Origin of the sequence: Micrococcus sp. HMSC31B01 (assembly GCF_001816085.1) — a bacterium.
GTDB classification, from domain to species: Bacteria; Actinomycetota; Actinomycetes; order Actinomycetales; family Micrococcaceae; genus Micrococcus; species Micrococcus luteus.
Genome location: NZ_KV825293.1, coordinates 1 through 2,306, shown reverse-complemented (window position 1 = coordinate 2,306; position 2,306 = coordinate 1). Strand labels below are relative to the sequence as shown.

1 protein-coding gene is annotated in these 2,306 nt (G+C 74.5%); it reads left to right on the top strand.

The window, feature by feature from the left end; genetic code table 11:
- Positions 1-359: 359 nt before the first annotated feature.
- Positions 360-2,306 (top strand): DEAD/DEAH box helicase (locus tag HMPREF3105_RS09805; RefSeq protein ID WP_070709451.1); only part of this gene is annotated, 1,947 nt, incomplete at its 3' end.

Here is a 2,306-nt window from a genome sequence, read left to right as displayed (position 1 = left end):
GCCCGGCCGAGTCCGCGGGCGAGGGGGCGGTCTTCGCTGTTCTGGGGCACGTGCCGAGCCTATCGTCCCGGCCGGTGAGCGACCGGGGTGTCCGAGGGCACAGCCCGGCCCGGGGTCCGGTGGCGTAGACTGGGCGGACCGGATCCGGTCTCTCCCCCTGTGATGAGTGAGCGTGGACGCGTGTGCCACGCCGGACTGCAGATGTCTGTGCAGATGTGTGTGCGGGCCACGAACGTCGTGGCCCTCGGGGGCTGCCGGGTGGACGGAATCATCTGACCCAGCTGGCCCCTGCGCCCCACGACGTCGACCCGCGACCGACGTCCTCCGGCGTGCGCCCGCGCATCCCCACAGGAGGACCCATGTCCGACATCCTCGATCCCCAGACCACCGCCGAGGCCCCGACCGCCGCGCCCGTGGAGACCGCCCCCGAGGCCGAGACCGTCGCCCCCGAGCTCGCCGGGGCGGAGCTGGAGGCCACCGGGACCGTCCCGCAGGTCGACGCCGCCGAGCCCGCCGCCCCCGAGGCCCCGGCCGAGCCCGCCGGCCCCACCTTCCTGGACCTCGGCCTGGACGCCCGCGTGCTGGCCGCCGTCGAGGACCTGGGCTACACCCGCCCCTCGCCGATCCAGGAGGCGACCATCCCGCTGCTGCTGGACGGCCGCGACGTCGTGGGCCTGGCCCAGACCGGCACCGGCAAGACCGGCGCGTTCGCGCTGCCGGCCCTGTCCCGCCTCGCCGAGACCACGGACGTGACCGGGCGCGCGGACACCCCGCAGGTGCTCGTCCTCGCCCCGACCCGCGAGCTCGCCCTCCAGGTGGCCGACGCCTTCGACGGCTACGCCAAGCACCTCGACGACGTCTCCGTGCTCGCCGTGTACGGCGGCTCCCCCTACGGACCGCAGCTGGCCGGACTGCGCCGGGGCGCGCAGGTCGTCGTCGGCACGCCGGGCCGCGTGATCGACCACCTCGAGCGCGGCTCGCTGGACCTGTCCGACCTGCAGACCCTCGTGCTGGACGAGGCGGACGAGATGCTGCGCATGGGCTTCGCGGAGGAGGTGGACCGCATCCTCGCCTCCACCCCGGACACGAAGCAGACCGCGCTGTTCTCCGCCACCATGCCCCCGGCCATCCGCCGCATCTCCGCCCAGTACCTGAACGCCCCGGAGGAGGTGGCCGTCGCCCGTCAGTCGACGACGTCCGCCACGATCCGCCAGCGCTACCTGCAGGTGGGTCACCAGTGGAAGTTCGAGGCCCTGAGCCGGATCCTCGAGACCGAGGAGCACGACGGCGTCATCGCCTTCGTGCGCACCCGTGCCGGCACCGAGGAGCTCGCCCAGAAGCTCACGCGCGCCGGGTTCAAGGCCGTGGCCATCTCCGGCGACATCGCCCAGAAGCAGCGCGAGAAGACCGTCGAGGACCTGAAGGCCGGCCGCGTGGACATCCTCGTGGCCACCGACGTCGCCGCCCGCGGCCTGGACGTCGAGCGCATCTCGCACGTGGTCAACTACGACATCCCGCAGGACGCCGAGTCCTACGTGCACCGCATCGGCCGCACCGGCCGCGCCGGCCGCCAGGGCGACGCCGTGCTCTTCATGACCCCGCGCGAGCGCTTCCTGCTCAAGCAGATCGAGCGGACCACCCGCCAGCAGGTCGAGGAGATGGCCGTGCCCTCCGTCGCCGACGTCAACGCGGCCCGCAAGCGCCGCTTCGCCGACGGCATCACCCGCACCCTCGAGCGCGCCTCGGAGGAGGAGCTGGCGGTGTTCGGTGAGATCGTCGCCGCGTACGTCGACGAGCACGAGGTCGAGCCGGCGCGTGTGGCCGCCGCGCTGGGCATGATGACCCAGGGCGGCCGCCCGCTGCTGGCCCGCGAGCAGGAGATCCCGTTCGGCGGCGCCCGCGGCCGCAAGGACCGCGACGGAGGCCGCGAGGGTGGGCGCGACGGCGGCCGTGAGCGCGGCACGAGTGACGGCCGCGGCTCGCGTGGCCCGGCCCGGGAACCTGCGGCCGGCAACGCGACGTACTGGATCGCCGTGGGCCACCAGGACCGCGTGCGGCCGGGCAACATCGTGGGTGCGCTGGCGAACGAGGTGGGCCTGCCCGCCTCGGCCATCGGCGCGATCGACCTGCGTGGCAACCACTCGCTCGTCGAGCTGCCGGCAGACCTGACCTCGGCCCAGCTCGAGGCCGCGGCCAACGCCGAGATCAACGGCCGTCGCCTCGGCCTGCGCAAGGACACCGGCCGCCCGACCCGCGCCGAGCGCGACGGCGAGGACCGCGGTGAGCGCCGCGGCGGCTTCCGCAAG